This is a genomic window from Streptomyces sp. NPDC052687 (genome assembly GCF_040678395.1).
Taxonomy (GTDB): domain Bacteria; phylum Actinomycetota; class Actinomycetes; order Streptomycetales; family Streptomycetaceae; genus Streptomyces.
Map to the genome: position 1 here is coordinate 85,453 of NZ_JBFATR010000002.1, position 24,142 is coordinate 109,594.

The 24,142-nt window shown below is 73.5% G+C and carries 24 protein-coding genes; 5 read left to right on the forward strand and 19 right to left on the reverse strand.

Annotation, left to right across the window (positions count from 1 at the left end):
- Window positions 1–4 precede the first annotated feature (4 nt).
- On the reverse strand, window positions 5–1,321 hold the full coding sequence (locus tag AB0K92_RS03280; RefSeq protein WP_365918923.1) for an amino acid permease: 1,317 nt from the start codon (window positions 1,319–1,321) through the stop codon (window positions 5–7).
- Between the two features lie 71 nt (window positions 1,322–1,392).
- Between AB0K92_RS03280 and AB0K92_RS03285 the strand changes: the two genes are divergently transcribed.
- Complete coding sequence (locus AB0K92_RS03285; RefSeq protein ID WP_365918925.1) at window positions 1,393–2,415, forward strand: helix-turn-helix domain-containing protein; 1,023 nt, start codon at window positions 1,393–1,395, stop codon at window positions 2,413–2,415.
- 11 nt (window positions 2,416–2,426) lie between these two features.
- Here the strand turns inward: AB0K92_RS03285 and AB0K92_RS03290 are convergent, their stop codons facing one another.
- The 7 genes from AB0K92_RS03290 to AB0K92_RS03320 all read right to left on the reverse strand — a co-directional run bounded on the left by AB0K92_RS03290 (window position 2,427) and on the right by AB0K92_RS03320 (window position 7,478).
- Window positions 2,427–2,570, reverse strand: a complete 144-nt coding sequence (locus tag AB0K92_RS03290; RefSeq protein WP_365918927.1) for a hypothetical protein — start codon at window positions 2,568–2,570, stop codon at window positions 2,427–2,429.
- A 76-nt stretch (window positions 2,571–2,646) separates the two neighbouring features.
- Complete coding sequence (locus tag AB0K92_RS03295) at window positions 2,647–3,345, reverse strand: DUF2637 domain-containing protein (RefSeq protein ID WP_365919387.1); 699 nt, start codon at window positions 3,343–3,345, stop codon at window positions 2,647–2,649.
- 32 nt (window positions 3,346–3,377) lie between these two features.
- A complete protein-coding gene (locus AB0K92_RS03300) occupies window positions 3,378–3,557 on the reverse strand; it encodes a hypothetical protein (protein WP_365918929.1) in 180 nt (59 codons plus the stop codon).
- Window positions 3,558–3,689: 132 nt separating this feature from the next.
- The gene (locus tag AB0K92_RS03305) at window positions 3,690–4,868 is read right to left on the reverse strand and encodes a hypothetical protein (protein ID WP_365919389.1); all 1,179 of its coding nucleotides are present in this window, start codon (window positions 4,866–4,868) and stop codon (window positions 3,690–3,692) included.
- 104 nt (window positions 4,869–4,972) lie between these two features.
- Entirely contained in the window at window positions 4,973–6,295 is a 1,323-nt protein-coding gene (locus tag AB0K92_RS03310) for a bifunctional glycosyltransferase family 2/GtrA family protein (protein WP_365918931.1), read from the reverse strand.
- 99 nt (window positions 6,296–6,394) lie between these two features.
- Entirely contained in the window at window positions 6,395–6,961 is a 567-nt protein-coding gene (locus AB0K92_RS03315; protein WP_365918933.1) for a hypothetical protein, read from the reverse strand.
- Between the two features lie 10 nt (window positions 6,962–6,971).
- The gene (locus AB0K92_RS03320) at window positions 6,972–7,478 is read right to left on the reverse strand and encodes a SigE family RNA polymerase sigma factor (RefSeq protein WP_365918935.1); all 507 of its coding nucleotides are present in this window, start codon (window positions 7,476–7,478) and stop codon (window positions 6,972–6,974) included.
- A 284-nt stretch (window positions 7,479–7,762) separates the two neighbouring features.
- Here AB0K92_RS03320 and AB0K92_RS03325 point away from each other — a divergent pair, with 284 nt between their 5' ends.
- Entirely contained in the window at window positions 7,763–8,416 is a 654-nt protein-coding gene (locus AB0K92_RS03325; protein WP_365919391.1) for a lytic polysaccharide monooxygenase, read from the forward strand.
- A gap of 152 nt (window positions 8,417–8,568) precedes the next feature.
- Here AB0K92_RS03325 and AB0K92_RS03330 read toward each other — a convergent pair whose 3' ends face one another.
- Window positions 8,569–9,372, reverse strand: a complete 804-nt coding sequence (locus tag AB0K92_RS03330) for a MerR family transcriptional regulator (protein ID WP_365918937.1) — start codon at window positions 9,370–9,372, stop codon at window positions 8,569–8,571.
- A gap of 309 nt (window positions 9,373–9,681) precedes the next feature.
- Between AB0K92_RS03330 and AB0K92_RS03335 the strand changes: the two genes are divergently transcribed.
- The 3 genes from AB0K92_RS03335 to AB0K92_RS03345 all read left to right on the forward strand — a co-directional run bounded on the left by AB0K92_RS03335 (window position 9,682) and on the right by AB0K92_RS03345 (window position 14,293).
- Window positions 9,682–10,644, forward strand: coding sequence for a hypothetical protein (locus AB0K92_RS03335; protein ID WP_365919393.1), 963 nt, complete (start codon window positions 9,682–9,684; stop codon window positions 10,642–10,644).
- Entirely contained in the window at window positions 10,641–11,090 is a 450-nt protein-coding gene (locus AB0K92_RS03340; RefSeq protein ID WP_365918939.1) for an ABA4-like family protein, read from the forward strand. The genes AB0K92_RS03335 and AB0K92_RS03340 overlap by 4 nt, the downstream gene beginning before the upstream one ends.
- 134 nt (window positions 11,091–11,224) lie before the next feature.
- A complete protein-coding gene (locus tag AB0K92_RS03345; protein WP_365918941.1) occupies window positions 11,225–14,293 on the forward strand; it encodes an FG-GAP-like repeat-containing protein in 3,069 nt (1,022 codons plus the stop codon).
- A gap of 112 nt (window positions 14,294–14,405) precedes the next feature.
- Here the strand turns inward: AB0K92_RS03345 and AB0K92_RS03350 are convergent, their stop codons facing one another.
- The 10 genes from AB0K92_RS03350 to AB0K92_RS03395 form a co-directional block, all read right to left on the reverse strand.
- Window positions 14,406–14,705 carry an SCO5918 family protein gene (locus tag AB0K92_RS03350; RefSeq protein WP_365918943.1) on the reverse strand — a complete coding sequence of 100 codons (300 nt, stop codon included), beginning with the start codon at window positions 14,703–14,705 and terminating at the stop codon, window positions 14,406–14,408.
- Between the two features lie 56 nt (window positions 14,706–14,761).
- Window positions 14,762–15,097 carry a CBS domain-containing protein gene (locus AB0K92_RS03355; RefSeq protein WP_166005066.1) on the reverse strand — a complete coding sequence of 112 codons (336 nt, stop codon included), beginning with the start codon at window positions 15,095–15,097 and terminating at the stop codon, window positions 14,762–14,764.
- 165 nt (window positions 15,098–15,262) lie between these two features.
- Complete coding sequence (locus tag AB0K92_RS03360) at window positions 15,263–16,825, reverse strand: DEAD/DEAH box helicase (protein ID WP_365918945.1); 1,563 nt, start codon at window positions 16,823–16,825, stop codon at window positions 15,263–15,265.
- A 203-nt stretch (window positions 16,826–17,028) separates the two neighbouring features.
- Window positions 17,029–17,232 carry a cold-shock protein gene (locus tag AB0K92_RS03365; protein WP_007383480.1) on the reverse strand — a complete coding sequence of 68 codons (204 nt, stop codon included), beginning with the start codon at window positions 17,230–17,232 and terminating at the stop codon, window positions 17,029–17,031.
- 227 nt (window positions 17,233–17,459) lie between these two features.
- A complete protein-coding gene (locus AB0K92_RS03370; protein ID WP_365918947.1) occupies window positions 17,460–17,798 on the reverse strand; it encodes a helix-turn-helix domain-containing protein in 339 nt (112 codons plus the stop codon).
- A gap of 287 nt (window positions 17,799–18,085) precedes the next feature.
- On the reverse strand, window positions 18,086–18,373 hold the full coding sequence (locus AB0K92_RS03375; RefSeq protein WP_166000702.1) for a DUF4190 domain-containing protein: 288 nt from the start codon (window positions 18,371–18,373) through the stop codon (window positions 18,086–18,088).
- A gap of 206 nt (window positions 18,374–18,579) precedes the next feature.
- Window positions 18,580–19,845, reverse strand: coding sequence for an FG-GAP-like repeat-containing protein (locus AB0K92_RS03380; protein WP_365918950.1), 1,266 nt, complete (start codon window positions 19,843–19,845; stop codon window positions 18,580–18,582).
- Window positions 19,842–22,400: a hypothetical protein gene (locus tag AB0K92_RS03385; protein ID WP_365918952.1), complete on the reverse strand. Its 2,559-nt coding sequence runs from the start codon at window positions 22,398–22,400 to the stop codon at window positions 19,842–19,844. Before AB0K92_RS03385 ends, AB0K92_RS03380 begins: the two co-directional genes overlap by 4 nt.
- A gap of 148 nt (window positions 22,401–22,548) precedes the next feature.
- Window positions 22,549–23,415 carry a GNAT family N-acetyltransferase gene (locus AB0K92_RS03390; RefSeq protein ID WP_365918954.1) on the reverse strand — a complete coding sequence of 289 codons (867 nt, stop codon included), beginning with the start codon at window positions 23,413–23,415 and terminating at the stop codon, window positions 22,549–22,551.
- Window positions 23,416–23,558: 143 nt separating this feature from the next.
- Window positions 23,559–24,029: a DUF6650 family protein gene (locus tag AB0K92_RS03395; protein WP_365918956.1), complete on the reverse strand. Its 471-nt coding sequence runs from the start codon at window positions 24,027–24,029 to the stop codon at window positions 23,559–23,561.
- Between the last annotated feature and the right edge of the window lie 113 nt (window positions 24,030–24,142).

Below are 24,142 nucleotides of genomic sequence, written 5' to 3' on the forward strand. Positions count from 1 at the left end.
CAGGTCAGGCGGCGACCGCCGAGTCCTCCGTCTCGGGTGCCGCCTGCGGGGCCGGCCGGCGTGCCCGGCGGGCCCGGTTGCGCCGTACGGACAGCAGCGCCCCGCAGCTCACCACCAGCGGCCACAGCAGGTAGAGGCCGGACAGGGCCAGCAGCAGCAGGACCGCCCCCAGGGCCGCCCAGGCCGCCGCGCGGCCCGCACTGCGGCGCGGGAGGAGACGGATCGCGGCGGCCACGCCGAGCGCGTAGACGACCACGAAGGACCCGGAGGAGAGCATCACGGCGGGTACCGCGCCCGTGCCCGTCACGGTCACGGCGAGCAGGGCCAGTCCGGCGAGGGCCGAGACGAAGAACAGGCTGCGCCGGGGGGTCTCGCCGGCCGTGGACCCCTGGGCGAACCAGGCGGGCAGTACGCCGTCGCGGCCCAGCGCGGCGCCGAGTTTGGCGGCGCCCGCGTAGTAGGCGTTCATGGTGCCCAGCGTCAGCAGGATCGCGGCGAGCGCGGCGAGGGGCCGGGCGCCGCCGCCGAGGCCGAGCGCCATCAGGTCGCCGAGCGGCGCGTCGGAGCGGGCCGCGGCCGGGCCGAGGACGGCCACCACCGCGAACGCCACCGCCAGATAGAGGACACCGACGATCACCACGGCCGCCCCGGTCGCCCGGCGCAGGTCACGGGCGGGGCGGCGGAACTCGCCCGCGAGGTGGGTGACCGCCTCCCACCCGGCGAAGCTGAACACCAGCAACGCCGCCGCCGGGCCGATCGCCGCCCAGCCGTGCGGGGCGAAGGGGCGCAGGTACTCCGTGCTCGCGTGCGGCAGCGACAGCGCCACCGCCGCCGTCAGCAGCGCGAGCAACAGCAGGAAGAGCAGGAACTGGGCGCGCCCGGTGACCCGCAGCCCGACCGCGTTGACCAGCGTGACCGTCAGCATCAGCCCGGCCGCCGTGACCGCCGTGGTCACGGCGCCGCCGCCCAGCGCGGACGAGACGTACGAGGCGCCGAACAGCGCGGCGGCCACCGCGCCCGGCGGTATCGCGAAGTAGAAGCACCAGCCGGCCACCGCGGCGGCGCGTTCGCCGAACGCCAGCCGGGCGTAGGTGGACACGCCCCCGGCGTCCGGGTGACGCGCCCCCAGCGCGGCGAACGCCGCCGCGAGCGGCGCGGACAGCACGGCGAGTCCGAGCCAGGCCAGCAGCGAGGCGGGTCCCGCGATGTCGGCGGCGAGCGCGGGCAGGGCGATGACTCCGGTGCCGAGCACGGCACCGACGTACAGGGCGGTGCCGTGGGCGGCGGTCAGCCGTCCTCCGGCGGGTTTGTGATCAGACATACCGTCAGCGTCGCCGTGCCGCACCGGCACCGGCCAGTGGCAGAAACGGCCGAGTGCGCTAAATTCCCGCCATGAGTGCCCACAAGGCCACGGCCGCCGGGGCCACGCGACGGCATGTCGTCGCCGTCGCCGTCACCGGCAATGCCCCCACCTTCGAACTCGCCGTCCCCTGCGAGGTGTTCGGCCTCGACCGCAGCGAGGTCAGCGACCCCTGGTACGAACTGCGGCTGTGCGCCGCCGAACCGGGCACCCTGCGCACCCCCGCCGGCCTCACCCTGCACACCCCGTACGGCCTGGACGACCTCGCCGAGGCGGACACCGTGGTGGTCAGCGCCTGCGAGCGCCGGGTGCAGCTCGATCCGCCGGAGCCGCTGCTGGAGGCGGTGCGCGCCGCCCACGCGAGCGGGCGCCGGATCGTCTCGCTGTGCAGCGGCGCGTACGTCCTCGCCGCCGCCGGCCTGCTGGACGGCCGCCGGGCCACCACCCACTGGATGAACGCCACCGACTTCGCCCGCCGCTTCCCCCGCGTCACCTACGAGCCGCACGCCCTCTACGTCCAGGACGGCACCGTCTTCACCTCGGCGGGCACCGGCGCCGTCATCGACCTCTGCCTCCACCTGGTCCGCCAGGACCGCGGCGCGGCGGTCGCCAACGAGGTGGCCCGCCGGATGGTCGTACCCCCGCACCGGGAGGGCGGCCAGAGCCAGTACGCCCGCCCTTCCGCTCATCCGCCCCTGGAGCCGTCCGCGCTGCGCTCCCGCCGCCCGGACGCCGGTCTCGGGCCGGTCCTCGACTGGGCCCGCGAGCGGCTGCACGAACCGCTGACCGTCCCCGCGCTGGCCCGCGCGGCCCATCTCAGCGAGCGCACCTTCGCCCGCCGCTTCCGCGAGGTGCTGGGCACGACGCCGCTGCAGTGGATACTCCAGGAGCGGGTCCGCCTGGCCCAGGAGCTGCTGGAGACCACCGACGACCCGGTGGAGTCCATCGCCCGGCGCACCGGCTTCGGCACCGCGGCCAACCTCCGCCACCACTTCGCCCGCCTGACCACCGTCTCGCCGCAGTCGTATCGGCAGGTCTTCCGCAGCGGGGCGTAGCGGGACGCAGATCAGCGCGCGGCGACGGTCCAGGCTTTCTCCCCCTTCGGCAGCGGGCAGCACAGCGGCGGCGATTCGACTTCGGTGAAGCGGTGACCCAGGGCAGGAACAGCATTGCGGAAAAAGAGAGGGGGGCCGAGGTGGAAATCGATCACGGACAATTCCGGCTGCCGGTCCCGATGAGCCAGGCCCGTACGGCGCCGCAGCCGGCCGGATGTCGGCCGGAAGGGTTCACGGGGTTCTCGTGCGGTGCCGGGGAACGGTCTTGCGCGGCGCCCGGGTCAGGGTGATCTGCCGGACCGCCTGCTGGAAGCAGGCCAGGGAGGCGAGCCCCGGCAGGGCGGCGGAGATGATGTCCAGCAGGGTCTTCGGGGCCTGGAGGACGCACAGGAGGATGGTGATCGCCGAGAACAGCAGGACCGTGCACCACGAGTGCACCGCGCGCCGCCGGTGGAGCGCGGCCCGCAGCACGGACAGCGACGCGACCAGCCACGGCCCGTACACCAGCAGCGGCCAGAACGGGACCACACTGTCCGGCACCCGGGCCGCGGCCACCACCCGCAGCGGGTCGCAGGCGACCATCCCGCTGAAGAAGCTCACGGCGGAGGCGATGGCCGCCGCCAGCGCGGCGACAAGACAGCTCATCGTCTGGAGCGCGCTCGCGCGTCTGCGCTCGGGAACGCGGCGGTGACCGCGGGAGGCGGGCCGCAGCGGCGGCAGCTCCGCGGTGATTTCCTGGAGGTTGCCCAGCCGGGTGCCCTCAGCCGGCGTGAGGGCCGACTCCTCGTCGCGGGGCCCGGGAATCCTGTGCAGATCGCCGTGCAGGTCCTCGTCGATGGCGTCCCGGAGCATCCAGGCCAGTTCCTCGGCCGGATCCCAGGCCGCGTCCGGCGGTAGCAGGGGGTACGAGAGATTTCCTTGGGCGTGCATGTCGCGGTCGGACTGCTCCGATTCCGGATAGATCATCGGTCTTCGGTCTTGATCCACCGTTGGGCCAGATCGTCTTCCAGTCTGCTCAACAAGTCCAGGAATTCCCGCAGGAGGGGCTCGGTGGCCTGCACCATGGCCGGGTGTTCACTCGCGTTCACCGCCGGGCGCTGCACGAGGAGGCGATAGCGCCCTTCCCTGGTTGCTTTGTCCATATCCCCCCTAACGTTGCGGCAGTTCGGCGGGTGCGCGGCAAATGAGTGAACAGGAGCCTTGATAATTACTTAATCCAGGGGCCATTCAGGCTCCAAATATCGCTGTCACACATATCCCTGTATGACATGTCGTCACGGGACGCCGAGTTCGAACAGCGCGTACCCCGCGTACGAACCGGAGGCCAGCGCGGCCAGGCCGAGCAGCGACAGCAGCACGGGCAGGCCGAGGCGGCGCAGGGCGGCGGCGAGCGGCAGGAACAGCGGGAAGGCGGGCAGCAGATAGCGGGAGACGTTGGCGAAGATCTGCTGGCTGCCCAGGACGAGCGCGAGGGTGAGGACCGTGTAGACGACCAGCACGGCCGGCGGGCGCTCGCGGATCAGCAGCGGCAGCAGGGCGAGGGCGAGCAGGACCACGCACACGCCGATCAGGTCCGCGAAGGGGAACGCGGAGAGGTAGTCGAAGTGGCCCACCGGGACGGAGGTCAGCACGTCCAGGGTGTGCCGGCCGTAGTCGAAGGTGTGCGCCCAGGCCTCGCGCTGGAGCGTGAAGTAGCCGCCGTAGTCGCCCATCTCGTGGCCCACCCAGCCGAGGTAGGCGAGCAGGCCGAGCGGGGCGACGGCGAGCGCGGCCAGCGGGCGCAGCGCGCCGTCGCGGCGCTCGCGCAGCGCGAGCAGGACGGCCACGCCGAGGGCGGCGATCAGGGCGACCGAGGTGGGGCGGTTGAGTCCGGCGGCGCAGGTGAGGAGCCCGGCGGTGAGCCAGCGGCAGGTCATGACGGCGTAACAGGCCCAGGCGGCGAGGGCGACGAAGAGGGAGTCGGAGTAGACCGCCCACTCCACGCCCGACCCCGGCCACACCGCCCACAGCCCGGCCGCCGCCAGCCCGGCGCGGTCACCGGCCAGCCGGGCGGCGACGGCGCGGATGCCGAGCGCGGCGACGAAGGAGGCGACGACCGAGACCAGCAGCCCGGACCCGAACAGGCCGAGCCCGGTGACCTCGGAGACCAGCCGCATCAGCGCCGGGTAGAGCGGGAAGAACGCCGCCGAGTTCCCCTCCAGGGTGATCAGGCCGATGGCGCCCGGGATCGGCTCCAGCGCGGGGTCGTAGCCGTGGGCGGCGATCTGCTGGTACCACCAGCCGTCCCAGGTGGCCAGGACGTCCCAGGGGCGCTCGCCGCCGCCGAAGCGCGGGTGCTTGTCGCGGTAGTCCCCGGCGAGGTGCAGCAGGGAGAGGAAGACCGTGAACCCGGTCAGCTTCAGACCGCCGTACACGGCGAGGACGGGGCCGTACCGCCCGGCCGCCCGGCGCAGCCGCCGCCGGGCGCGAGAGGCCGCGGGGGCCGGGGAGTCCGGGGGCGCGGGGGAAGAGGCGGGCGGGGCGGGCGGGGTGGAAAGGCCGGTCGCCGGCGCGGCGTTCACGAGGCGGACCCTCCCGCCGTACGACGGGACGGGCGGACGCCGAAGACCCAGCCGCGCAGGAGGAGGAACCGCAGCGCGGTCGCGGTCAGGCCGGCGGTGACGATGACGGCGAGTTCCGTGGCGGGCGCGGCGCCGGGTGCCGCGTGGTGCAGCGCGGCGAGCGAGCCCGAGGTGAGGGCCAGGCCCAGCAGGAAGACCACCAGCCCCCTGGCCTGGTGGCGCAGCGCGCCGCCGCGGCCGCGCAGCCCGAAGGTGAGCCGCCGGTTGGCCGCCGTGTTGGCGACCGCGCAGACCAGCAGCGCCAGCGCGTTGGCGGCCTGCGCTCCGGCCGCCGGGCGCAGCGCCGCGTACAGCAGCAGATGCCCCAGCGTGCTCACCGCCCCCACGGCGGCGAACCGCCACAGCTGGCCGGCCAGGCCGGCCGGTGGCGCGCCGCCGGCCGGGTGCAGGTCGGCCGGGCGCAGGGTGCCGCGGGTCAGCGCGCGGCCCAGCCGGGCGATGCCGCGCAGGTCGGCGAGCGCGGTGGCGACCAGGTCGACCCGGCTGTCGGGGTCGTCCACCCAGTCCACCGGCACCTCGTGGATCCGCAGCCCGGCCCGCTCGGCGATCACCAGCAGCTCGGTGTCGAAGAACCACTCCCCGTCGCGCACCAGCGGCAGCAGCCGCTCGGCGGTCTCACGGCGTACGGCCTTGAAACCGCACTGCGCGTCGGAGAAGCCGACGGCGAGCGTGGAGCGCAGCAGGGCGTTGTAGCAGCGCGAGACGAACTCCCGGCGGGGACCGCGCACCACCCGCGCGCCGGGCGCCAGCCGGGTGCCGATCGCGATGTCCGAGTGGCCCGAGATCAGCGGGGCCACGAGGGGGAGCAACGCGGTGAGGTCGGTGGACAGGTCCACGTCCATGTACGCCAGCACCGGGGCCGGCGAGCGCGACCAGGCCGCGCGCAGCGCCCGGCCCCGCCCCTTCTCGGCCAGCCGCAGCCACTCCACCTCGCGGAGTTCGGCCGCCAGCCGCGCGGCTATGCGCGGGGTGCCGTCGGTGCTGGCGTTGTCGGCGACGGTGATGCGGAACGGGTACGGGAAGGTCGCCCGCAGATGCGCGTGCAGCCGCCGCACGCTCGGCTCCAGGTCCGCCTCCTCGTCGTACACGGGGACCACGACGTCGAGTACGGGGTCCGGGTGGTGGGCGGGGACGGGGGCGTGGGCCGGCCGGAGGACGGATGCGCGGGCCGGGTCGGGGGCGGGCACGCGGGCGGGGTCGGGGACGGGTGCGTGGGCCGGTTCGCGGGCGGGGGCCACGGCGGTGGCGGGTTTCGTCATCTGCTGTCCTTGTGTGTTCCCTGGATGAGGGGTGCGACGTCAGGGCGCCGGAAAGCGCGGGAAGCGGGCGAGACGGGCGGAACGGGGGAGCGCCGGCCGTCAGCCGCCCGGCTCCACGGACACCGACGCCTCGGACGACGGCTCGCCGCCCGCCGTGTGCGTGGCCGAGTCCGCGGGGTCCGTGGTCTCCGGCGCCGGGGGTGTCGGCGACGGGTCGCCCCCCGCGGGAACGGACTCGGTGGCTTCGGGCGGCGGCGCGGTGGTGGCGGAGCCCCCGTCCGGGGTGGCGGACGGGGTTTCGGTGGCGGGGGGCGCGCTCGTCGTGGGGGACGTGCTCGGGGGTGCGGTCGTCGTCTCGGGCGGGGCGGTCGGGGACAGGCCGGGGGACGGTGTGGCGTCCGGTACGGGGGACGGGGGGCGGGAACTCGTCGTCGGCTGCGGGCGGGGCAGGCCCGGCTCGGGCTCGGCCGGACGGCCGGGCAGCAGGAACAGGCCGACACCCAGTCCGGCGACCGCGAGCACCGAACCGGCGGCCCTGCGCGCCGCCCGCGCCCGGCGGCGGGCCCGGACCCGGTCCATGAGCCGTTCCCGGTGCCGCGGCTCGAAGGGGGTGTGCTCCTCGGCGCCGCGCATCATCCGCGCCAGCTGCCGTTCGAAGTGGTCCATGACGTCTCCTTCACCCCACCGGCTCGATGACATCGGCCAACAGCTGCCGCAGCCGGGCCACTCCGCGCGCGGTATGGGACCGGGCCGTGCCCAGCGGGCACCCCAGCGCTTCCGCCACCTGGCGTTCGGGAAGGTCCTGGTAGTAGCGCAGCACCACCGCGGCCCGCTGCTTCGCCGGCAACCGGCCGAGCGCGGCCTCCAGCCGGGACCGCTCGGCCACGGCCGCGGACACGTCCCCGGCCGCCGGGGTGTCGGGCAGCCGCTCGACGGGCCGCTCCCCCCACCAGCGGCGCCGGGCCGACCGCGCCGCCGCGCGCACCATCACCGTGCGGACATAGGCCTCCGGCGCCTCGTCGCCGACCTTCGGCCAGGCGAACCAGAGCTTGACCAGGGAGTCCTGCACCAGGTCCTCGGCCCGATGCCGGTCGCCACCGGTGAGCAGCCGCGCGAGGTGGAGCAACGCCGACCAGCGGGCCGCCACGAACTCGTCGAACTCACCGGCCCGAGCTTGCTCCATGCGCACGTCCCCGCTCCCGCCAGTTGCCTACGTGTGAGGAAAGACGGTGGCTGTGGGCTCGCTATGCACCCGGAGCCTGTGATCCGGGTCACGGCCGCGTCCGCGAGGCGCCCGCCGCAAGATGGCGCAATCCGAGCGTTGCGGTGACCACTTCCAGGGAGCAGCCTGGAAATGGGAGCGCTCCCAAAGACCGACCCCCCACCGGTACGGCTCCCGCTCCATCCCCCATGAGAAAGAGAGAGACCGTGCTCCGTACGGCAGTCACCGGATGTCATGGGCACGCCATAACGCGTGCCGGACTCCGCCCCGCCCTCCTCCTGAGCCTGCTCGCCGCCCTGCTGATCACCCTGATCCCCGGCAGCGGCACCGCGCGGGCCCACGGTTCGGTCGTCGACCCGGCCTCCCGCAACTACGGCTGCTGGCTGCGCTGGGGCAGCGACTTCCAGAACCCGGCCATGGCCCAGCAGGACCCGATGTGCTGGCAGGCCTGGCAGGCCAACCCGAACGCCATGTGGAACTGGAACGGCCTGTACCGCAACGGTTCCGGCGGCAACTTCCAGGCGGTCGTGCCCGACGGCCAGCTGTGCAGCGGCGGCCGCGCCGAGAGCGGCCGCTACAACGCGCTGGACGCGGTGGGCCCGTGGAAGACGACGGACGTCTCCGGCAACTTCACCATCAAGCTCCACGACCAGGCCAGCCACGGCGCGGACTACTTCCTGGTCTACGTCACCCGCCAGGGCTTCGACCCGGCCACCCAGCCGCTGCGCTGGAGCGACCTGCAGCTGGTCACCCGCACCGGCCGGTACGCGCCCAGCCAGAACTACTCGATCCCCGTCAGCACCTCCGGTCTGAGCGGCCGCCACGTCGTCTACACGATCTGGCAGGCCTCGCACATGGACCAGACGTACTTCCTGTGCAGTGACGTGAACTTCCGCTGAGCACGGCCTTCCCGCCGGACGCGACACCGCCGCACGCGGTCGCGTCCGGCGGGAACGGCTGTCCGGGGGGGCGAGCGCGGTGGGTGGCGGTCCACCGCTCGTCCCGTTCAGGCCGTCCAGGCCGCCTAGTCCGTCTATTCCGCCGAGTCCGTCTATTCCGTCGAGTCCGCCGAGTCCGCCGAGTCCGCAGAGCCCGTGGTGTCCGCCGAGTCCGCCGAGTCCGTGGAGGCCGCCGAATCCGGCGAGTCCGTGGAGGCCGCCGAATCCGGCGAGTCCGTGGAGGCCGCCGAATCCGCCGGTCCGTCGGGCCGGCGGGCGCCCGCGCGGCCGCCCGTTCCGTACAGCCGCGCCGAGGCGTCCACGTGGGCGAGGCGCCGCAGGGCGCTGAGGACGGCCTCGCCCAGGACGGTGCCGATCACCACCCCCTCCACCATGTCCTCGACGGCCACCTTCCGGTCGACGTACGCGAGGTCCGCGCGGGCGACCTGTTCGGCGGCGTCGGCGTAGTCGTCCAGCATCTCCACGAAGGACTCGTGGCCCAGGCGCGCCAGGGCGGCGAGCGCGCGGGCCAGGTCGACGCCGGCGGGACTGTCCGGCGACGTGTGCCAGCCGCGCCGCGCGAGGAGGCCGGCGACGGCGGCGCGGGCCGCCGCCGACTCCGCGTCGTCCTGTTCGCCGTGCGCGCCGCCGATGCGGTCCGCGGCGGCGCCGAGCACCTTGTGCAGCGGACGCGCCGGATCGTCGACGGCCGCGAGGACGTCCGCGATCTGGGCCACCTTCATGCCGCCCACGTCGAGCAGGGCGCGGATCAGCCGCAGCCGCCGCTCGTGCGCCTCGCCGTACGTGGCCTGGTTGCGGCTGGTCAGCTCGCCGGGAGGCAGCAGGCCCTCACGGACGTAGAACTTGATCGTCGGCACCGGCACCCCGGTCTTCCGGCTCAACTCCCCGATGCGCACGACCGGTTCGCTCCTCACCTGTGTCGGCTTCCGCCGAACGCTGCCCGTTTCCCCTCGGCCCTTGCCGGGCCCGCGTCCATGATAGATAGTGGGGCTATCGGATAGCGGATAGCTCCGCTATCTATAGATGGAGAGCGCCGCTGTCTATGTACGGAGAGCGCCGCTACCCATACATGCCGTCCGTACGTCCTGGGGGTGTTCAGCGTGGCCTCGTCCCTGTCCACACGCGTGTCCTTGCATACGGCCCTGCGCGAGTCCTGGCAGCGCGCCCGGTCCTGGCACCGGCCGCTCGTGCTGTTCTCGGCGCTGATGGCGGTGACGGCGGTCGTCTCCGCGGTGGGCCTCGTGATCGACGACCGGGTCCTGGTGGGCGCGCCGATCTGGGCCAAGCCGTTCAAGTTCGCGGTGTCGTTCGTGGCGTACTCCCTCTCCCTCGCCTGGATGCTGTCGCTGCTGCCCCGCGGGCGCCGGGCCGGCCGGCGGGCGGGGACCGTGGTCGCCGTCGCGAGCCTCGTCGAGATGGTGATCATCGTCGGGCAGGTGGTGCGCGGGAAGCGCAGTCACTTCAATGTCGCGACGCCCTTCGACGAGGCGCTGTTCAACGCGATGGCCGTCACGGTCGTCGTGCTGTGGACCGCCACCCTCGTCATCGCCGTCCTGCTGCTGCGCGCCCGGATCGCCGACCGCGCCGCCGCCGCGGCGATGCGCGGCGGAGTGCTGCTGGCGCTGGCGGGGGCCGCCGTCGGTTTCCTGATGACCCGGCCGGCGCCGGGGCAGCGGCGCGGTGAGTCCGACGTGGTCGGCGCGCACAGCGTGGGCGTGCCGGACGGCGGCCCGGCGATGCCGCTGACCGGCTGGTCCACGACCGGCGGCGATCTGCGCATCGCGCACTTCGTCGGCATGCACGCGCTCCAGCTGCTTCCGCTGGTGGTCATGGCGCTCGCCGTGCTCGCGCCGCGCCGTCCCAGGCTCGCCGACGACCGGGTCCGGCTGCGGCTGGTGCGGGTGGCCTCGGGGACGTACGCCGCCGTCTTCGCCCTCGTGCTGTGGCAGGCGCTGCGGGGGCAGCCGCTGCTCCGGCCGGACGCGGTGACGCTCGGCGCGGCCGGAGTCGTCCTGCTGGCCGCGGCGGCCGGGACGTACGCCACCCTGCGGGGCGCCCCGCGCCCGGCGGGCGACCTCCGGCCCCGACCGTCGGACCGCTCCCGGGCGGTGGCCGAAACTCGCCCCTCCGCCGAGGCGGCCGGCGCGCGCAAGGACCTGGTGTCATGACCACCTTCCTCTTCGAGCTGTCCTTCTGGCTGGCCGCCCCCGTCTGGCTGCTGATGATCTTCGCGCCGGCCTGGGGCCCGACCGCGCGTGTCGCCGCGTCGCCGTGGACCGCGGTGCCCGTCCTCCTGGTTTACGCCGCCCTCGCCGTACCGGTGTTCCCCGAGCTGTGGGCCGCCGTCCGCAGCCCGGACCTCGGTGCCTTCCGCGAGCTGACCGCCCTCGCCGACGGCGCGGGCGCCGTCTGGGCGCAGGTCATCGCCTGGGATCTGCTGATCGGGCAGTGGATGTACCGGGAGGGCCGGCGCCTGGAGATCCCCGCCCTGGTGATGGGGCCGCTGCTGGTCCTGACGATCCTGCTGTCACCGTTCGGGCTGCTGCTGTTCCTGGTGGGAAGGGAGGTGCGCACGCGCCGCCGCGCCGTCGAGGGGGCCCGGACCGGCTGTTAGGATCCGGCCACTTGCGTTGAGGGGGGCCTGAACGCCATCCGCCACACGTGCGCTGCACGTCCGTGGGACACCGGCGTGCCGTACGAGCCTTCCCCAGCTCCCGCAGCTCCCCTGCCAGCCCTGGAGAAGACCGTATGGCCAGACGCGCGCTCGGACGTGTCGCGACCGCCGCCGCCGTTTCTTTCACGCTCGCCGTGGGCCTCGCCCCGCTGACGGCCGGCATCGCGCACGGTGAGACGGTCGCCGGAGAGGTCCTGGTGCCCGCCACCACGGCCCGGCTCCCCGAGACACGGCTGCTGGGCGCGGGCCCCTCCGGGTTCCTCCGCTACGAGTACGGCCGCGGGCACGTGTGGACGACGTACGCCGGCGCCGACACGGTCGTCGACGGGGCCGGGACGCCGTACGACCTCACCGCGCACGGCGTCGGCTCGGACGTCGTCGCCCGCCACGACGCGTCGGCCGGCACCGTGACGCTGCGGGACATGGCGACCGGCGCCTCCCGCACGGTCGCGCTCCCGGCGGGGCACAGGTACTTCACCAGCCTCGGCCGGACGGTCGTCACCCTGGCCGGCACGCTCGGCACCGACGCCCGCTGGCACCTGCTGGACACCCGGGAGGACGGCTCCTTCGAGGACCGCCCGGTGGAGGGCGTCCCCGACGGCATCACGTGGACGGCCGGGGCGAGCGGCGCGCTGGGCGACCCGAGGGGACAGGTCGTCACCTACCGCGCGGGCGGCAAGGCGTACACGAGCTGGCTGGACGTCGCCCAGGGCCGGCTGGTCCCGCTGCCGTACACCGCCGAACACCCCTCCGGTTTCGTCCTCACCCCCACCCACCTGCTGTGGTGGGAGGACCACGGCGAGGCCGCCATCGCCTCCCGCGCCGACCTGACCGCCGCCCCGCGCACCCTGTCGATTCCCGGCGGCGACGTGCAGCTGCTCGGCATGGTCGGTGACTTCGTCGTCGTCTCCCGGTACGACGAGAGCCTCGGCGGATACGACGTGGGGCTGCCGTTGTGGCGCGTCGAGGCGATCGCCGCGGACGGCTCCACGACCAGGACCCTCCTCGACCGGTCGTTCGGGCGCGGGCTGCCGACCCCGGACGGCGGGCTGCTGGTGCCGGGCGGCACCGACGCGGAGGACTGGGGCGTCTCCCTCATCGAGCCCGCCGGCGGCGGCGCGGGCGGACCGACGGTGCGCCGGATCGCCGACGGCACCCTGCGGGAGCAGAACCACACCGTCTCCCAGCTGACCCTGACCCAGGGCCGGCTGAACACCCTGGAGAAGGACCCGGGGCGCGAGTGGACCTACCTGCACACCCGCGAGATCGACGTCACCGGCTCCCTGACGCCCGGCGAGCGCACCACGCGGGGCCGGGTGATCCCGGAGAACTACACGAACGAGCGCCCGCGCCTGCACGAGACCGGTGACGGCCGCACGGTCGTCTCCGGCCACGGCACGACCACCGCCCAGCAGCCGCACGTCCTCGGCCCCGCCCAAGTGATGCCCGGCACCCGGATCGACACCTCGCGCGTCCACGAGTCGGTGTCCGCCGCCGGCGGCCGCTTCGCCGCGCTGCGGGCCCCGTACAGCGGCGACTCGGCGCAGACGTCGGTCGTCGACCTGGACACCGGGCGCACCGTGTACACGACGACCGAGGGCGTCGCCGCGATCTGGGGCACCACCCTGTGGCTGCACGACGGCAACGACAGCGTGGTCCCCGTCGACCTCACGACCGGGCAGCGCGGCGACGCCGTCTGGTTCGGCAAGGGCTGTCTCCTCAACGACTTCCAGGCCGTCGGCCGCTGGCTGCTGTGGACGTGCGTGGGCGGCCTGGAGGCCCAGGGCGTCTACGACACCGCCACCCGGACCAGCCGGACCCTCGTGGCCGGCTCCGGCTGGGAGCAGGCCCAGCTCGGCGATGGCTTCGTCGCCACCGTGCGCGACGGGCAGCTCCAGGTGACCGACGTGCGCGGTCAGACGCCCGTGTCGCACACCGCCGGAAAGTTCGAGTGGGACACCTGGGACGTCGACCCGTACACCGGAGTCATCGCCCAGCACCGCGGCGACGGTTCCGTCCGCCTGACCCCCACCGGCGTCCCGGTCTCCGCCCTCGCCCAGCTCGACGCCACCGTCGCCGCGTCCGCCGACGTCAAGGGCGGCACCGGGCAGTGGGCCCCCAAGTGGTGGCTGAACAAGCCGGCCGCTTCCTGGCAGCTGACGATCAGGCACAAGGCCACCGGTACGGCCGTGCGCACCCTCGGCGGCGGCCAGGCCCGCGGCGTCGTCGCCCCCTCCTGGAACGGCAAGGACGACTCCGGCCGGCTGGTGCCCAACGGCACCTACACCTGGACGCTGACCGCCGCCCCCGCCGACGCCCACGGCCCGGCCCTGACCCGGTCCGGCACGCTGAAGCTGAGCGGCGCCGCCGCCGTGGCCCGGGACTTCGCCGGCTCCGACGGCATCGGCGAACTCCTCACCCTGAACGGCTCCGGCGGCCTGACCTACCAGCGCGGCGACGGCACCGGGAAGTTCTCCGCCAAGACCACCGGCACCGGCTGGCCCACCACCCTCAAGGCGGTGCCCTACGGCGACCTGAACGGCGACCGCTGCAACGACGTCCTGATCCGGCTCTCCAGCGGCGCCCTGCGCGCCTACCAGCCCGGCTGCGGCAAGGCGCTCACGACGTCCACGCCGTACACGCCCCTCGGCACCTCCGGCTGGACCCAGTACGACATCCTGACCTCGCCCGGCGACCTCACCGGCGACGGCCGCGCCGACCTGATCGCCCGCCAGGCGTCGACCGGCGACGTCTACCTCTTCAAGGCCACCAGCAGCGGCACCCTCTCCGCGCGCACCAAGCTGTACGCCGACTGGAGCGGCTACAAGAAGATCGTCGGCGCCGGCGACCTGAACGGCGACGGCCGCGGCGACCTCCTCGCCCAGGACAAGTCCAACGAGCTGTGGCGCTACGACGGCACCGGCACCGGCACCTTCAAGACCCGCGTGAAGGTCTTCAGCGACTGGGGCGCCTCCTACAACGCCGTCGTCGGCGTCGGTGACATCACCGGCGACGCCAAGCCCGACCTCGTCTCCCGCGACACCTCCGGCAACGTCTGGCGCAGCACGGGCAACGGCAAGGGCTCCTTCGCGGCGCGGGTGCGGATCGCGAGCGGATGGCAGGGGTACAAGGGGCTCTTCTAGGGCCCCCTGGGCACGCCCGGCCCCCTGAGCTCCCCCGGCACCCTGCCACCCGTGGCACTCCTGGCACGGCGAAGGCCCCGGACGCTGTCGTCCGGGGCCTTCGCCGTCACCTTCACCAGCCCAGTACACCCTCGTCGTGACCCGTGCCCGTGCCCGCGCTCGTGCTCGGCGTGACGGCGGGGGCCTCGTGGACGGTGAAGCCCAGCCGGGTCAGGGCGCGGCGCATCTCGCCGGAGGTGAAGTCGCGGCGGCTCTGCCGGGTGATGACCTCGCCGACCTGCATCACCGGATAGACGCGGCGGTTGATGGTGACGGCCAGGCCGGTGACGGGTTCGGCCTTGATTCCGCTCATCGACTGCTCGACCTCGCTCTTGATGAGGTCGAAGGGGAAACGGGCGATGACACAGCGCATGACGCCTCCACGGGGTCTGGTCGGGAAAGGGGGTCGAGGGTGCCGTACGGCGGTGGTCAGGAGGTGAGAGCGAGGACGCCCAGGGCGTAACCGTGCTCGTCGATCACGGGGGACACGTCCAGCGCCCGGCCCCGCATGGCCGCTTCGGCCTCGCCGAGCACGGCACCGGACGAGGTGAACGGCCCGCGGTCGAGCGGGATGTCCCGCAGCCGCGTCCGGTCGCTGTACCAGGAGCCGCCGCGGTGCGCGGAGAGCTGGGTCAGGGTGACCAGTCCCACGCACCGCCCGTCCTCGTCCTGGAGCAGCAGATGCGGGACGCGGGCCCCGATGAGCACGGACAGCGCCACGTCGACGGTCATGTGGTCGTCGACCTGGGGGCCGGGAGCGTCCATGGCGTCACGGGCGGTCAGGCCCGTGCCGACGGTGTCCGCGGGGTGGGGTGCGCGGGTCGGAATCGGCGTCAAGGCTTCTCCTCGTTGTCGTCGGACTCGTCGTCGGATACACCTGTGGGCCTGGGTCCGCGGGCCGGCGGGCCTGCGGACACCCCGCGTCGCGGACTACGGATTGCTCCTCGGCGCGGACCGGCGAGCCGACCCGCCCGTCGGTCCCGCGCCGCTGCCGCCGCCGCTGCCGCGGCCGGCGGTGCGGGCCCCCCGGCCGCCGCGCTGGCCGCGCTGCCCGGGGCGTCCGCCCCGGCCGCGACCGCGGCCGCCGGAGCCCGTGCCGCCGCTCTGCTCGGCGGCGGGCACGGTGATGGTGACGGGCACGCCGGAGGGCGTGCGGGCGCCGGTGATGCGGTGCAGCTCGGCCTCGCCCGGACGGACGCGGGCCGTGCGGGCGGTGATCCCGGCGTCGGCCATCAGGCGGTCCACCGCGCGGCGCTGGTGCGGCAGGACGAGGGTGACGACGGTGCCGGACTCGCCCGCGCGGGCGGTGCGGCCGCCCCGGTGCAGGTAGTCCTTGTGGTCGCCGGGCGGGTCGACGTTCACGACGAGACCCAGGTCGTCGACGTGGATGCCACGCGCGGCCACGTTGGTGGCGACGAGCACGCTGACGTGCCCGTCCTTGAACTGGGCGAGGGTCCGGTTGCGCTGCGGCTGGGACTTGCCGCCGTGCAGGGCCGACGCGCGTACGCCGACGGAGAGCAGGTGCTTGGTCAGCCGGTCCACCGCGTGCTTGGTGTCGAGGAACATGATCACCCGCCCGTCACGGGCGGCGATCTCGGTCGCGGTGGTGTGCTTGTCCGCGTCGAGCACGTGCAGCAGATGGTGCTCCATGGTGCTGACGGCACCGGCGGACGGGTCGACCGAGTGCACCACGGGGTCGTGCAGGTAGCGGCGCACGAGAAGGTCGATGTTGCGGTCGAGCGTGGCCGAGAACAGCAGCCGCTGGCCGCCGGGACCGACCTGGTCGAGCAGCGCGGTGACCTGCGGCATGAAGCCCATGTCGGTCATCTGGTCGGCCTCGTCCAGCACCGTGACGGTGACCTGGTCGAGCCGGCAGTCGCCCCGGTCGATGAGGTCCTTCAGGCGGCCGGGCGTGGCCACGACGACCTCGGCGCCGGCGCGCAGCGCGTTCGCCTGACGGCTGATCGCCATGCCGCCCACGACGGTGGCGAGCCGCAGCCGCGCGGCGCGGGCGTAGGGGGTGAGCGCGTCGGTGACCTGCTGGGCCAGTTCCCGGGTGGGCACGAGCACCAGGCCGAGCGGCTGCCGGGGCTGGGCCCGCTGCCCGTCGAGCCGGGACAGTACGGCCAGGCCGAAGGCGAGGGTCTTGCCGGAGCCCGTACGGCCGCGGCCCAGGACGTCCCGGCCGGCCAGCGAGTTCGGCAGGGTGGCCGCCTGGATCGGGAACGGCACGGTGACGCCCTCGGTGCCCAGCGCGGCCAGCAGCGGCGCCGGCATGTCCAGCTCGGCGAAGGTCGCGACCGCGGGCAGCGGCTCGGTGAGCGCGACCGGGAGGGCGAACTCCTGGCGGCGGGCGGTGGGCCTCGCTGCGGGGCCGTTACGGCGTCCGGCGGCCGGGCGGGAGTGCTGCCGGCCACCCGACTGCCGGCTCGAATCCTGGGCACGGAAGCGGCCGGAGCCGTTGCCGGCCCCGGTACCACGGGTGCGGTTCATGGAGGAACCTTCCTCGATGCGGCGCATCGAGGAATGTGGGCCACGGCAAAGTGCCGGGCCCGGATTCACAAGAATGAGCCGAAGAAAATGCGAAAAGCGCGAGATGCGCGCGGGCCGGTCCGGTGACACCGGACGGACAAGGAACGGGCTGGGGCCCGCACCCCAGAGAGTGCGGGCCCCAGCCACATGAGATCGCGTCAGCGTCAGGCGGGAACGATGTTCTCGGCCTGCGGGCCCTTCTGGCCCTGCGTGACGTCGAAGGTAACCTTCTGGCCTTCCTGAAGCTCGCGGAAGCCGGAGGTGGCGATGTTCGAGTAGTGGGCGAACACGTCAGCGCCGCCGCCGTCCTGCTCGATGAAGCCGAAGCCCTTTTCCGCGTTGAACCACTTCACGGTGCCAGATGCCATATTGAATCTCCCTTGGGGGCAGTGCCGGACGCCGCACTTTGCGGGGCCCGAGTCGCCGCTGTGATCACCCCTCCGGAAAGATCCGGAAAGTCTGCAAAGAAAAAATCTCTGGGACCAAAACTGCAACTGCTATCACGCTAACACAGATCGCCCGACGGGCCACCTGTGATTTACGCCCTGTCGTGAATTCTCAAGCCGCTGCGACCCACAATTCTGTACTCGCGGAACTAGATATCCGGGCCGTGCTCGTCCAGCCTGCGCCGCATGTCCTGGTTGCGGCGGCGCTCCTCGTCGAGCTGGTCCTCCAGTGAGACGATGCGGCAGGCGGCCTCGATCGGGGTGCCCTGGTCCACCAGCTCGCGGGCCCGCGCGGCGATCCGCAGCTGCCGCCGCGAGTACCGGCGGTGCCCCCCGTCCGACCGCAACGGTGTGATCAGCTCGGCCTCGCCGATGGCCCGCAGGAAGGCGGGCGTCGTACCGAGCAGGTCGGCGGCCCTGCCCATGGTGTACGCCGGGTAGTCGTCGTCGTCGAGATGGCCGGCGACGGGGACGTTCTCAGCGGGCATAGCACCTTCGTTCGATTCGGGACGCCTCAGGGGCCCGGGCGGGCGCGCCACCCGTGCTCCGAAGGGGGTCGGCACCATCTGCCTCGTGTGACAACCCTAACGCCGCCGACTCCGAAGATGTGGGCTCGCCGGTACAGAATTCCGGCACCGGCGCCCCGCGGGGCACAGCACCGGCGTGCCGCACGCGCGCAGCACTCGCATCCGGCACTCGCATCCGGCACTCGCAGACGAGGACGGCCGCGACAGCGGCCGTCCTCGTCGGGGATCGCGGATCCGCCCGTTGCCCGTCAGCCGCCCACGTACCAGCTGAAGCCGTCGTTGCTGGCCGCGACGGCCAGCAGCACCAGCCACAGCACCACGTCGACGACACCGAGGATGATGCCCGCCTTCGCCATCCCGGCGCCGTTCTTCACCGCTGCCTGGCGCCGGGCCACGACACCGAAGATGATGGCCAGCGGCCCGAGGATGAGGTTGAGGAAGAACAGCCCGATGACGCCGCAGGACAGACTCGCGATCGCCAGGCCGTTGGTGCGCGACCCGGAGGACGCGGCAGAGGAACTGCCGTAACTCGCCATTGCATACTCCCGGTTGTCGGTTGCACTGACTGAACGGGGCGCCCACTCCGTACGCTTGCCTGCACCTCGGGTGCCCCGTCGGGCGGCACCCATGCAACGGACCGTCAGGAAGCGCGTCAGCAAGCGCATCAGCAGCAGCGTGGGCAAGAGGAAGGGCCCCGGCCGCAACCCGGCCGGGGCCCTCCGTTCGTGCGCGCACGTACGGCTCAGAACAGCCCCTTGTATCCCTGCCATCCGGTGGCGATCTTCACGCGGGCGGCGAACGAGCCCTTGCCGTCGCCGCTGCTGCGCCACACGTTCCCGGAGGTGTCGCGGGAGACGAGGTCGGCCTTGCCGTCACGGGTGATGTCGCCGACGCCGACGACGGCGTTGTACGACGCGCCCCAGTCGTCGAAGACCTTCACGCGGGCGGCGAACGTGCCCGTGCCCGTGCCGTTGTAGCGCCACAGCTCGTTCGAGGAGTCCTGGACGAGCAGGTCGCCGCGGCCGTCGCCGTTGAGGTCACCGGCCCCGACGATCTTCTTGTGGCTCTTCCAGTTGTCGTAGAGCTTCACGCGCGCCGCGAGCTTGCCGTCGCTGGTGCCCTTGTGCAGGTACACCGCGCCGGTGGAGGAGTTGCGCGTGATCAGGTCCGCCCGGCCGTCACCGGTGATGTCGCCCGGCGAGGTCAGCAGGTTGTACTGGTTCCAGCCGGTGCCCAGCGACACGTACGGCGTCGACGGGGTGACCGCCTTGCCGCAGCCGGGCCGGTAGGCGCGCAGGGTGCCGTCGGCCATCCGCACCAGCACGTCGTTGCACCGGTCGCCGTTGACGTCCCCGAAGGGGATCGCCCTGACCGAGGTGGACCAGCCGGAGCCGCTGGTCTTGCCCGAGAAGGCGCCCGTGCCGGAGCCGTGCTGGAAGGTGAGCGCGCCGCTTGAGCTGAGCGTCAGCAGGTCCCCGGCGCCGTCCGGCACCGAACCGGTGCCCGCGTGGTCGCGGGGCGCCGCCGTGATCACCCGCGCGTCGGACTCGGCCGCCGCGCTCTGCCAGCCGCTCTTGCGGGCGGTGACGGCCACGGTCAGCTTCTTGCCGCGCAGCGAGGCGGGCACCTGGTACGTGGCGGCGGTGGCCCCCGAGATCGCCTGGCCGTCCGCCTTCCACTGGTAGGCGTACGAGTCCGGCGCCGGCGACCACGAGCCGGGCTTCGCGGTGAGCCTGGCACCGACCTGCGCGGTGCCGGTCACGGTCGGGGCGGCCGTGTTCTGCAGCGGGCCCGGGGTGACGGTGAAGGAGCCGCGCGGGTACTCCCAGCCGTTGTGGGTGATGACGCTGAGGTTCCAGTCGCCCGCCGTGAGCCCGGTCAGGTCCAGGACGGCCTTCAGGGACGTGCGGTCGGCGGCCACCGAGACGGTGGTGGACTCGACCGTCTTCCCGGACCGGCTGATGCGGACCTTGTCGTCCTCGTGCAGGGCGGTGCCGGTCACGGTCACCGTGGCCTTGTCCCGACGGCGCCGGTGTCCGGGGTGACCGTGCCGACGCTGACGGTCTCGGTGCCGCACAGGCCGGACGTACAGGTCAGCTCCGCCTTGAAAGCGGTCTGCGACGCCCGCTCCGGCAGGCCGATGACCAGGATGCTCGGGGTGACGTCCTTCGTGTACGGCTCGTTCACGTAGCACCGGTAGCCGCTCGGGACGAACAGCGCGCAGGTGTTGTCCAGGCTCGCGTCGTAGAGCGCGGGCACGGCCGTGTGCGTGCCGCCCGCGGTGTCGCCGACCTCGAAGTCGAACCGGTCGTCGTTCGAGGTGGGCAGCGCCGCGCACACCGCGGTGTGCTGCTCGTCGAGGGTGCCGGTGACCGGCCCGTACCCGTAGCTGACGTTCGGGACCTCGGCGCACTCGGCGGCCGGTCCGGCGGACGTCGCGATGCGCAGGGCGTCGAAGCGGTAGGACTCGGCGGACGTCCGGTTCGCCGGGACGGTGACGAGGACCTGGTAGCTGGTGGAGCCGGTGACCGCGCACGCCTTGGTGCGGTACGAGCAGACGACGTCGCCCTCCGCGTCGTACGCCAGGAGGTTGGCGTTGCCCAGCGGGTCGCGGACGTCGAGGTGCAGGGTGTCACCGGCGTCGGCGGTGGTCACCTGGCGGCACACCAGCAGGCCGGGGGCGGCCGGAGTGCCGCCCGTGGACGGACCGCCCACCGCGGTCGCCGGGTTCGCCGCGCAGCCCTTGGCGGTCGCGGTGACGTCACGGCGGGCCAGGGTGTACTCGGCGGCGGTGTCGCGGCCGGTGACCAGCACCGTGTGCGCGGCACCGGGCGTCAGCGCGCAGGTGGTCCAGGTCGACAGGGACGGGTACACGTTGCACACCTGCTTGCCGTCGGCGTCCAGCACCGAGAACTCGGCGGTGGACCCACCGGAGACGGCGCGCAGCTGGAGGTTCTCGGTCGTGCTGTGGTCGTCGGCCGGGATGGACAGGCAGCGCGAGAAGACACCGTCGCCGGTGCGGAGCCGGGCGGCGGGACCGTCGGCGGTGAAATCACCCGCCGGGAGGACCGGGCAGCCGCTCGCCGCGTCCGTGCGGTGCAGGGCGATGCGGTAGGTGCCGGTCGCCGTGTCGCTGTCGTCGGCGGACACCAGGGCGCGGAACGGGGCGGCGCCGGTCAGCGCGCAGGTGCCCTCGCCGAGCGTCTCCCAGTTGCACCGCTGGACGCCGTCGGCGTCGACGACCACGACCTCCGGCTGCGGCGCGGGCCCGCTCAGCGGCGTCAGCGCGGCCATCCGGGCGCCCTCGGGCAGCGGCAGGGTCAGGCAGTCGGTCTCGCCCGCCGTGGCGAAGGTGCCCACGTGGGTGCCGAGTTCCGCGCTCTCGCAGCCGGCGGTCGAGGCGCGGTCGAGGATGAGCGTGGCCTCGTCGGTGAAGACGGTGTAGTCCCCGGCGGGCAGGGCGCAGCCGGCGCACACGGCCTTCCCCTCGCGGTCGTACACGGCGAGGCCGGTACGGGACCCGTCGGCCACCGCGTACACGCTGTAGCGGCCCCCCTCCCGGGCGGTGAAGACCTTGCAGCCGGTGTCCGGGTCCACGGTGGTGGGCGCGGAGCCGTACGCGTTCACGGGCACGCGCGCACAGCCGTCCGGGTCGGACAGCCGGCGGATCGTCAAGGTGTACGGCGCCGGGAAGCCGCGCTCGGCGTCCCTGACGTGCCCCAGCACGCGGTACGGCCCGTCGCCGGGCAGGACGCATCCCTCACTGTCGTCCTCGTTGTACTGCGGGCAGATGTGCGCCCCCGACTCGTCGGTGATCCAGTGCGTGAACTGGCCGTAGGTGTCGGTCCGGAAGTCGGTCTCGATCCGCTCGCCGGCCTTGCCCGTGAACGGGTGGCACACGAGGCCGAACGGGGACACCGCGGAGCCGGTGACCGGCGGGAGGTCCCAGGACGTGCCGGTCTCCCGCGCGCACCCGGTGGTGGCGGCGAGCGGGGTGACGGTCACGTGGGTGTCGAGGGGCTCGGTGCCCCAGCCGGTGCGGACCAGCTTCAGCGTGAAGGCACCGGCCCGCGGCAGCGCGCACCAGCCCTCGCCCCACGTGTGGTCGTAGCAGTCCACCTGCGTCTCACCGTCGAAGACCTGGGCGGCCGCTCCGCCGCGCTCGGTCAGGACGCGGTGCAGGCCGGGCTGCTCGGCGGTGAACGTGAAGCAGGCGCTGCCGTCGGCGGGGACGGCGGCCTCACCGACCGCGGAACCCGGGTCGCCGAAGGGGGCGAGGGGAAGGGTGGGGCAGTCGGCGGCGGCGGGGGCGGCGCCGGCGGCTTCGGAGTCCGATGCGGCGGCACCGGAAGCGGCGGGTTCTGCCGCGGGGGCCGGTGCGGTGGCCGGTGCGGAGGCCGGTGCGGTGGCTGTCGCAGTCTTCGGGGCAGCGGCCGTGGCAGCGCCGGCCGCCTGTGCCGTACCGACCGGCAGCAAGCCCGTCAGCAGCACCGAGAGCGCGATCGTGAACAGGACGACGGTGTGCGCCGCGGATCTTCCGCGCGCACACAAGCGGTAGGGCATGGCCATCCCCCCAGGACGGCGTCGAGACGACGCGGGTGAGTGCCGGGGCCCTACGTGACCGCGGGTCGAGGGCGGCGCACGGCAGAAAACAGGCGAATGATCGCACACATGTGCGCCGCGGGACACCCGGTTCCGTACGCGGTGGCGATCAGTAGAGGATCGAGGGCAGGTAGGCCCCGTCGGGCTCGTTGTAGAGGCCGATGGTCATCAGGCTCAGCAGCTGCACGACCCTGAGTCCGCCGGCCAGGCACCACTGGAGCAGCGCGCTGTCGCGCGCGGGCACGAGGATGCCGGGTCCGCCGAACGCGGGCGCCGAGGCGATCAGTGCCCGCAGGTCGAGGGTGGTCTCGGCCACGGCGTGCGCGAAGAACGCGAGGTCCGTGGCGTACCCGGTGACCCGCCCCTCGCGCTCGACGACCCGGGCGGTGCCCTGCTTCAGCGCGTCGGCGACCTCACCGCCGCGATCGACGCCGTGCACGCGCCGGCACAGCTCGTTGCACGCCGCGAGGTCCGCGTCGACGGCCTCCCGGACGCCGGTTCCGGGCACCTCCCGCCGCAGCGCCTCCCCCTGCACACAGGCCACGGTCTCCCGGAACGCGAACCCCAGGCTGACGTACAGCGAAAACGACCTGTTGTGATACCCGCTCTGCAGCAACCGGATCCCCGGCGCCCCGCGCTCGGCGGCCCGGCGCATCACGTCCCGCATCAGCAGCCGGCCCACGCCACGGTTCTGGACCACCGGGTCGATGGTCACCGGCCCGACGCCCACGACGGGCGACCGCTCGTCCAGGAAGTTGCTCCCGACCACGCGGCCGTCGAGTTCGGCGACGACGCTGTAGAACCCGGGATGCGTCAGTGCCCCCTCGATGAGTGCGAGACCCGCCTCGAGACTGGGTATGTCCGGCGGGAACCCGTGCTCACGAGCGATCCCGGCGAACGCCTCGAAACAGATCCTGCCGCACTCCGCCGCGTCCTCGGCGGTACCTGGGCGCAGGACGAGATCCACGATCCCCATCTCCTTCAGCGCACGAAGCACGCCGCACGCCGCACGCCGCACGCCGCGCGGAAGTCCTCCTTCCATGCTCCGCCCGCTCCGGCGGCGCCGCAAAACCGGCCGGGACCGCCCGGAGACGTCGTACTCCTCTCCCTCTCCTCTCCCTACTCCTCGTCGCCGTCCGAGGCGGGAAGGAGGGCCGCCAGCTCCTCCGAGAGCTCCAGCTTGTAGCGGGCGGCGATGACACCGAGGTGCATCCCGAAGACCGCGCGCAGCTCTCCCAGCGCGGCACCGAACGTGGCGCTCTCGTGCGGCCCGAGCACATGCCCCGAGTGGTCGGGCCCCACGGCGTTCAGGAACCGCCGGCAGGCGGCCCGCATCGCCTTGAGGTTCTCCGCGAGGTCGTCCCCGGTGTCGGGCTCCATCAGGATCTGGGTGAGGGTCTCCCTGATCTGCAACACCGACGCGACGCAGTGGCCCGGTTCCTCCACCGCGTGCATGACGGCACGCGACATCGTCAGGACCCTGCGGTCCTCCAGATAGACGACGACCTTCTCGGCGACGGCGCGCTGGGGGACCGGCGGATCCCAGTCCAGGCCGCCGAGCGGGGTGCTGAAGCCTCTGATCCGACGCATGATGTCCAGAATTTTCACGCGCGGCATCGTAGGCAGCCCGGTCAGGGGCCGGTCAGGGAACGAGTGGGAATGGCCGGATCGAACCGCTCGGCGCGGGACGAGGGACGGCTCAC

Coding starts and splice junctions, on each gene's coding strand:
- AB0K92_RS03280 (WP_365918923.1), bottom strand. CDS start 1,321: ATGTCTGATCACAAACCCGCCGGAGGACGGCTGACCGCCGCCCACGGC.
- AB0K92_RS03285 (WP_365918925.1), top strand. CDS start 1,393: ATGAGTGCCCACAAGGCCACGGCCGCCGGGGCCACGCGACGGCATGTC.
- AB0K92_RS03295 (WP_365919387.1), bottom strand. CDS start 3,345: ATGCACGCCCAAGGAAATCTCTCGTACCCCCTGCTACCGCCGGACGCG.
- AB0K92_RS03300 (WP_365918929.1), bottom strand. CDS start 3,557: ATGGACAAAGCAACCAGGGAAGGGCGCTATCGCCTCCTCGTGCAGCGC.
- AB0K92_RS03310 (WP_365918931.1), bottom strand. CDS start 6,295: ATGACGAAACCCGCCACCGCCGTGGCCCCCGCCCGCGAACCGGCCCAC.
- AB0K92_RS03315 (WP_365918933.1), bottom strand. CDS start 6,961: ATGGACCACTTCGAACGGCAGCTGGCGCGGATGATGCGCGGCGCCGAG.
- AB0K92_RS03320 (WP_365918935.1), bottom strand. CDS start 7,478: ATGGAGCAAGCTCGGGCCGGTGAGTTCGACGAGTTCGTGGCGGCCCGC.
- AB0K92_RS03335 (WP_365919393.1), top strand. CDS start 9,682: ATGGCGGTGACGGCGGTCGTCTCCGCGGTGGGCCTCGTGATCGACGAC.
- AB0K92_RS03340 (WP_365918939.1), top strand. CDS start 10,641: ATGACCACCTTCCTCTTCGAGCTGTCCTTCTGGCTGGCCGCCCCCGTC.
- AB0K92_RS03345 (WP_365918941.1), top strand. CDS start 11,225: ATGGCCAGACGCGCGCTCGGACGTGTCGCGACCGCCGCCGCCGTTTCT.
- AB0K92_RS03350 (WP_365918943.1), bottom strand. CDS start 14,705: ATGCGCTGTGTCATCGCCCGTTTCCCCTTCGACCTCATCAAGAGCGAG.
- AB0K92_RS03355 (WP_166005066.1), bottom strand. CDS start 15,097: ATGGACGCTCCCGGCCCCCAGGTCGACGACCACATGACCGTCGACGTG.
- AB0K92_RS03360 (WP_365918945.1), bottom strand. CDS start 16,825: ATGAACCGCACCCGTGGTACCGGGGCCGGCAACGGCTCCGGCCGCTTC.
- AB0K92_RS03365 (WP_007383480.1), bottom strand. CDS start 17,232: ATGGCATCTGGCACCGTGAAGTGGTTCAACGCGGAAAAGGGCTTCGGC.
- AB0K92_RS03370 (WP_365918947.1), bottom strand. CDS start 17,798: ATGCCCGCTGAGAACGTCCCCGTCGCCGGCCATCTCGACGACGACGAC.
- AB0K92_RS03375 (WP_166000702.1), bottom strand. CDS start 18,373: ATGGCGAGTTACGGCAGTTCCTCTGCCGCGTCCTCCGGGTCGCGCACC.
- AB0K92_RS03385 (WP_365918952.1), bottom strand. CDS start 22,400: ATGCCCTACCGCTTGTGTGCGCGCGGAAGATCCGCGGCGCACACCGTC.
- AB0K92_RS03390 (WP_365918954.1), bottom strand. CDS start 23,415: ATGGGGATCGTGGATCTCGTCCTGCGCCCAGGTACCGCCGAGGACGCG.
- AB0K92_RS03395 (WP_365918956.1), bottom strand. CDS start 24,029: ATGCGTCGGATCAGAGGCTTCAGCACCCCGCTCGGCGGCCTGGACTGG.